The sequence below is a fragment of the Sulfitobacter sp. 1A15299 genome, assembly GCF_043556915.1.
In the GTDB taxonomy this organism is placed as follows: domain Bacteria; phylum Pseudomonadota; class Alphaproteobacteria; order Rhodobacterales; family Rhodobacteraceae; genus Sulfitobacter.
Window position 1 is genome coordinate 24,482 of the sequence record NZ_JBIFFJ010000025.1, and the last position, 6,412, is coordinate 30,893.

The window sequence follows — 6,412 nt, forward strand, 5'->3', positions numbered from 1 at the left end:
TGTCACAAAAGCACAGCACCGCCTTCATAGACGGGGCGCAGATCACCATGGGGTGGTCACCAATTCGCATCTGACAGGAGATATCATGTCACTCGCAAAACTCACCACTTCCGCCCTGGCGATTGCCGCCGTATCCGCAACCGCCGCTGCCGCGCGTGACCAAGTACAGGTTGCCGGTTCCTCGACCGTGCTGCCCTATGCCTCCATTGTCGCCGAAGCCTTTGGCGAGAACTTCGACTTCCCGACACCGGTTGTGGAATCAGGTGGCTCCTCGGCTGGCCTCAAGCGTTTCTGCGAAGGCGTGGGCGAGAACACCATCGACGTGGCCAATGCCTCGCGCCAGATCAAAGACGCCGAAGTGGCGGCCTGTGCCGAGAACGGCGTGACCGACATCATCGAAGTGCGCATCGGCTATGACGGCATCGTCTTCGCCTCCGACATCAATGGCGAGACCTTCGCGTTCACGCCGGTCGATTGGTACAAAGCCCTCTCCGCCAAAGTCGTCGTCGATGGCGAAGTGACCGAGAACCCCTATACCACATGGGATCAGGTCAACCCCGACTTCCCCGCGCAGCCGATCCAAGCCTTCATCCCCGGCACCAAACACGGCACGCGCGAAGTTTTCGAGGAAAAAGTGATCCTTGCGGGCTGCGAAGAGACCGGCGATCTTGAAGTTTTCGCCGAAGCGGCGGGCGGCGATGAGAAAGCGGCTGAGAAAAAATGCATCAGCCTGCGCACCGACGGCAAGTCCGTGGACATCGACGGCGACTACACCGAGACGCTGGCGCGCATCGAAAGCAACCAAGACGGCATCGGCGTCTTCGGTCTGGCCTTCTACGAGAACAACACCGACAAGCTGCAAGTTGCCACCATGGGCGGCGTCGAGCCGACCACCGAGAGCATTGCCTCGGGTGACTACCCCGTGTCGCGCCCGCTGTTCTTCTACGTCAAGAAAGCCCACATCGGCGTGATCCCCGGCCTGAAGGAATACGCTGAGTTCTTCGTCGCCGACGAAGTTGCCGGCCCCGACGGCCCGCTGGCCGAATACGGTCTGGTCTCGGACCCTGAACTGGCCGACACCCAGTCCGTGGTTGCCGATGAAACCGTGATGGGCAGCGGCTCCTAAGCCTTTACCACTATCGCCGGGGGCGGGTGACTGCCCCCGGTTTTTCGCTTTTTGATCCACCGGGGGACATGTGGGACAAATACTGACAACAAGTGCGGTGCTGCCGCTGGTCATCTTGATCGCGGCGCTGGCACTGGGCGGGTATTTCCTTGCGCGGCGTCGAGCTTTGGCCTCTGCCCAAGGCGACAGCCGCAAGCTGCATTCGCTGCCCAGCTACTACGGCTACAACGCGGTGATGAGCGTGGCGGTGCCCGCACTTTTGGTTCTAGGGCTCTGGCTGCTGATCCAGCCGATGCTGGTGCAATCTTCGGTGGTCGATATGATCCCCGCCGAGGTCGTGCCCGAAGGCTCCTCCGTCAATCTGATCATGAGCGATGTGCGCCGTCTGGCCGATGGGCTGGACGCGGCCGTCTCTTCCGGCGCGCTTAGCGCAGCGGATGCGACCGACCTTTCCGCAGCCGAAGACCTGCGCACTTGGCTGGGCGAACAGGGCATTGCCTTGGGAGCCGAGATCAGCCCCGAAGTGCTGCAAGCCGCGCAGGCCTACCGTGAGATGACGGCGACGGGCAATTTCTGGCGCAACATCATCGTGGCGCTGATTGCCTTGGCTGGGTTGGCCATGGTCTACCGCGAAACCACGGCCACCTTCCGCGCCCGCAACCGGGTCGAAGGCGGCGTGAAAGCGCTGCTGATCCTTGCGGCGTCGCTCGCCATTCTGACCACCGTTGGCATCGTGTTGTCGATGCTCTTCGAGACGATCAATTTCTTCAACTTGCATCCATGGACCGACTTCTTCTTCGGCTCCTCCTGGGCACCCAATTTCCGCGGCGACAGTGACCTGTCGATCCTGCCGTTGCTTTGGGGCACGCTTTATATTTCGCTCATCGCGCTGCTGGTGGCCGTGCCCATCGGGCTTTTCGCCGCGATCTATCTGAGTGAATATGCAGGCCCAAAGGTGCGCGCCACGGCCAAGCCGCTGCTCGAAATCCTCGCAGGCATTCCCACGATCGTCTACGGCCTTTTCGCGCTGCTGACCGTGGGGCCGTTCCTCGTGCAAGTCTTCGGGCGCGGGGAAGAGGGGCTTCTGGGCGTCGATTGGATGTCGGGGGCGACCTCGGTCCTGACCGCCGGGCTGGTGATGGGCATCATGTTGATCCCCTTCGTCTCCTCCCTGTCGGACGACATCATCAACGCGGTGCCGCAATCGCTGCGCGACGGCTCCTTCGGGCTGGGTGCCACCCAGTCCGAAACGATCCGCCAAGTGGTGCTGCCTGCGGCGCTGCCGGGCATCGTGGGCGCCGTGCTGCTGGCCGCGAGCCGCGCCATTGGTGAGACCATGATCGTGGTGCTGGGGGCAGGGGCCATCGCCCGCATCTCGGCCAATCCGCTGGAGGCCATGACCACCATCACCACCCGCATCGTCAGCCAGTTGACCGGGGACAGCGATTTCGCCAGCCCCGAGACGCTGGTGGCCTTCGCCCTTGGCCTGACCCTCTTCGTCCTGACCCTGGGCCTGAACGTGCTGGCCCTCTACATCGTGCGCAAATACCGGGAGCAGTACGAATGAGTGATATCCCCAACCCCGCAGCCCCTATCGCAGACCCGCGCGGAGCCTCCCTGCTGGTCCAAGACGGGCGCACCAAACGCCGCAACGCCGCCGAGGGCCGTTTCAAGCTCTATGGCATCATTGCCATCGTGATCGGCCTGCTGATGCTGCTGACGCTGCTCTTTACCATCATCTCACGCGGGACCGGCGCGTTTCAGCAGACCTATGTGACGCTCTCCGTGCCGCTGCTGGAAGACAAGCTCGACAAAAACGGCAACCGCGATTTGGAAGACATCAAGAAGGTCTCGACCTTCGGATATGCGCCGCTGCTGAAAGCTGCCTTTGAAAACAAGGTCGAAGCGGGCGAGGTCGCGACCGATCTCAAGCCCAAGGCGATGGCCGATATCCTGTCGAAAGACGCCGCCGCGCAATTGCGCAACTATGTCTTGGCCAACCCCGATCTGATCGGCACGAATGCCGAGTTCGAGTTTCTGACCAACAGCCGTGTCGATGGCTATCTCAAAGGCCGCGTGACCCGCGAGAGCATTGCCAATGACAAGAACATCAGCGCCGCGCAGCTTGACCTGGTGGATGCGTTGGTCGCCGAGGGCAGCATTGAAAAGCGGTTCAACCTCGACTTCATCACGGGCGCCGATGCCTCTGACGCACGGCCCGAAGCGGCGGGCATGGGGGTGTCGATGATCGGCTCTTTCGCGATGATGCTGGTGGTGCTGGTGCTGGCGCTGCCGATCGGGGTCGCCGCGTCGATCTACCTTGAAGAATTCGCACCGAAGAACTGGATCACCGACATCATCGAAGTGAACATCTCGAACCTCGCCGCGGTGCCGTCGATCGTCTTTGGTATCCTTGGCCTTGCGGTCTTCATCAACTACATGCACCTGCCGAACTCGGCCCCACTGGTGGGTGGTCTGGTGCTGACGCTGATGACCCTGCCGACGATCATCATCTCGACCCGCGCCTCGCTGAAATCGGTGCCGCCCTCGATCCGCGACGCGGCGCTTGGGGTAGGGGCCTCGAAAATGCAATCGGTGTTCCACCATGTGCTGCCCCTCGCGGCACCGGGCATTCTGACCGGCACAATCATCGGACTGGCCCAAGCCCTTGGCGAAACGGCCCCTTTGCTGTTGATCGGCATGGTGGGCTTCATCGCCTCCAACCCGCCCGACAGCATCGCCGAAGGGCTCATGGCCCCGAACTCCGCCATGCCGGCCCAGATCTACGAATGGGCCAAACGCGCCGACCCCGCCTTCTATGAACGCGCTTGGGGCGGTATCATTATCTTGCTGGTGTTCCTGATCACGATGAATGCCATCGCCGTGCTGCTGCGCCGACGCTTTGAGCGTCGCTGGTAAACCAAGGACGGGACCATGAAAGACAACAGATATTCGGAGAGTGACGTGACAACCCAACCCGTCAAGATCGCGGCCCGCAACGTGCAGGTCTACTACGGTGACAGCCACGCCATTCGCGACGTGGACATCGACATCAACGACAAGACCGTAACTGCCTTTATCGGCCCTTCGGGTTGCGGCAAATCGACTTTTCTGCGGTGTATCAACAGGATGAACGACACTATTGATGCGGCCCGTGTGACCGGTGACATCCGTATCGACGGTGAAGACATCTATGACAAGCGGGTCGACCCGGTGCAGCTGCGTGCCAAAGTGGGTATGGTGTTTCAAAAGCCGAACCCCTTCCCAAAGTCGATCTACGACAACGTGGCTTACGGCCCGCGCATTCACGGGCTGGCCCGCAACAAGGCCGATCTTGATGATATCGTCGAACAGGCGCTGCGCCGGGGCGCGATCTGGAACGAGGTGAAGGACCGTCTGCACGCCCCGGGCACCGGCCTTTCGGGCGGCCAACAGCAACGCCTGTGCATCGCCCGCGCCGTGGCGACCGAACCCGAAGTGCTTTTGATGGACGAACCATGCTCGGCTCTCGACCCCATCGCCACCGCGCAAGTCGAGGAATTGATTGACGAATTGCGCCAGAACTTCTCCGTCGTGATCGTCACCCACTCCATGCAACAGGCCGCGCGGGTGAGCCAGAAAACCGCCTTTTTCCACCTCGGCAATCTCGTGGAATATGGCGACACCGACGACATCTTCACGCGGCCCCAAGATCCGCGCACCGAAAGCTACATCACCGGCCGTATTGGATAATATCATGTCAGATCAACACATTGCCTCAGCATTCGACCGCGATCTGGAAGCCGTTCAGGCGCAGATCCTCAAGATGGGCGGACTGGTCGAAGACGCCATTCGCCGCGGCGCGCAATCGCTGGAAACCCGCGACGAAGAGCTCGCCAATGAGGTGCGGGCAGGGGACAAGGCCATCGACGGGCTGGAAGAGCAGATCAACGAAAGCGCCGCCCGTGTCATCGCCCTGCGTGCGCCCACGGCGATCGACCTGCGTCTGACGCTGAGCGTCATCAAGATCAGCGCCAACCTCGAACGTATTGGCGACTATGCGAAAAACATGGCCAAGCGCAGCAGCGTCTTGAACCAGATGGAGCCGGTGAGCGACAGCACCGGCGCGATCCGCCGCATGGCTGGCGCGGTTGAGGCGATGCTGAAAGACGCGCTCGACGCCTATATCCAGCGCGACGCAGACCTCGCGCGGGATGTGATCACCCGCGACGAAGATGTTGACCAGATGTATAACGCGCTCTTCCGCGAATTCCTGACCTTTATGATGGAAGACCCGCGCAGCATCACCGCCTGTATGCACCTGCATTTCATTGCCAAAAACGTCGAACGTATGGGCGACCATGTGACTGCCATTGCCGAACAGGTCGTCTACCTCGTGACCGGTGAAACGCCCGAGGATGACCGTCCCAAGGCCGACCGCACTTCGATCACCACGAAGGACTGAGACGATGGACGTCACACGACCGCAAGTTCTGCTGGTAGAAGACGAACCCGCGCAACGTGAGGTACTGGCCTACAACCTTGAAGCCGAAGGCTTTGAGGTGCGCCGGGCCGAAGACGGCGAAGAAGCCATGCTTCTCGTCTCGGAGGCCGCGCCGGATTTGGTGATCCTCGATTGGATGATGCCTTTGATGAGCGGCATCGAAGTTTGCCGCCAGCTTAAATCGCGCGAGGCGACGCGGCACATTCCGGTCATCATGCTTTCCGCACGCTCCGAGGAAGTGGATACCGTGCGAGGGCTTGAGACCGGCGCGGACGACTACGTGATCAAACCGTACAACCTGCGCGAACTCATGGCGCGCGTGCGCACGCAGTTGCGACGCACACGTCCCGCAGCCGCTGGCGCGCTCCTGAGCTTTGACGACATCCAGCTCGACCCAGAGCGTCACCGCGTGAGCCGTGCGGGCAATGAGCTGAAACTAGGGCCGACGGAGTATCGGCTGCTGACGACGCTGCTGGAAAAACCCGGTCGCGTGTTCAGCCGCGACCAACTGCTCGATCACGTCTGGGGCCGCGACATCTATGTCGATACGCGCACCGTGGACGTTCATATTGCGCGGCTGCGCAAAGCACTGACCCGCGAGGGCGGCGAAGACCCGATCCGAACCGTGCGTGGCGCGGGTTATGCCTTGGGTTAAACCGTTGTAGCTCCTCTCAGGACGCGTTTTATTTACATAATACTGATTATCGGTTTTGCTTATGTAGCCGCGGCACATTCTAAACTGGGTTGCGACACTTCCGGTATCTTGCTGAAAAAGCAAGGAGAACAGACATGGCACATACAGA

General features: G+C 61.2%; 6 protein-coding genes. All 6 read left to right on the plus strand.

Features of this window, described 5'->3' with window-relative positions; translation table 11 throughout:
- Nucleotides 1–85 precede the first annotated feature (85 nt).
- Nucleotides 86–1,126, plus strand: a complete 1,041-nt coding sequence (locus tag ACGYK7_RS15880; protein ID WP_394403474.1) for a substrate-binding domain-containing protein — start codon at nt 86–88, stop codon at nt 1,124–1,126.
- 97 nt (nt 1,127–1,223) lie between these two features.
- On the plus strand, nt 1,224–2,693 hold the full coding sequence (gene pstC / locus ACGYK7_RS15885; RefSeq protein ID WP_394403475.1) for a phosphate ABC transporter permease subunit PstC: 1,470 nt from the start codon (nt 1,224–1,226) through the stop codon (nt 2,691–2,693).
- Nucleotides 2,690–4,045, plus strand: coding sequence for a phosphate ABC transporter permease PstA (pstA, locus tag ACGYK7_RS15890; protein ID WP_394403476.1), 1,356 nt, complete (start codon nt 2,690–2,692; stop codon nt 4,043–4,045). Before pstC ends, pstA begins: the two co-directional genes overlap by 4 nt.
- Nucleotides 4,046–4,060: 15 nt before the next feature.
- The gene (pstB, locus tag ACGYK7_RS15895) at nt 4,061–4,858 is read left to right on the plus strand and encodes a phosphate ABC transporter ATP-binding protein PstB (protein WP_394403477.1); all 798 of its coding nucleotides are present in this window, start codon (nt 4,061–4,063) and stop codon (nt 4,856–4,858) included.
- A 4-nt stretch (nt 4,859–4,862) separates the two neighbouring features.
- On the plus strand, nt 4,863–5,570 hold the full coding sequence (phoU, locus tag ACGYK7_RS15900; RefSeq protein WP_067628605.1) for a phosphate signaling complex protein PhoU: 708 nt from the start codon (nt 4,863–4,865) through the stop codon (nt 5,568–5,570).
- Between the two features lie 4 nt (nt 5,571–5,574).
- The gene (gene phoB / locus ACGYK7_RS15905; protein WP_394403478.1) at nt 5,575–6,264 is read left to right on the plus strand and encodes a phosphate regulon transcriptional regulator PhoB; all 690 of its coding nucleotides are present in this window, start codon (nt 5,575–5,577) and stop codon (nt 6,262–6,264) included.
- Nucleotides 6,265–6,412: the final 148 nt, after the last annotated feature.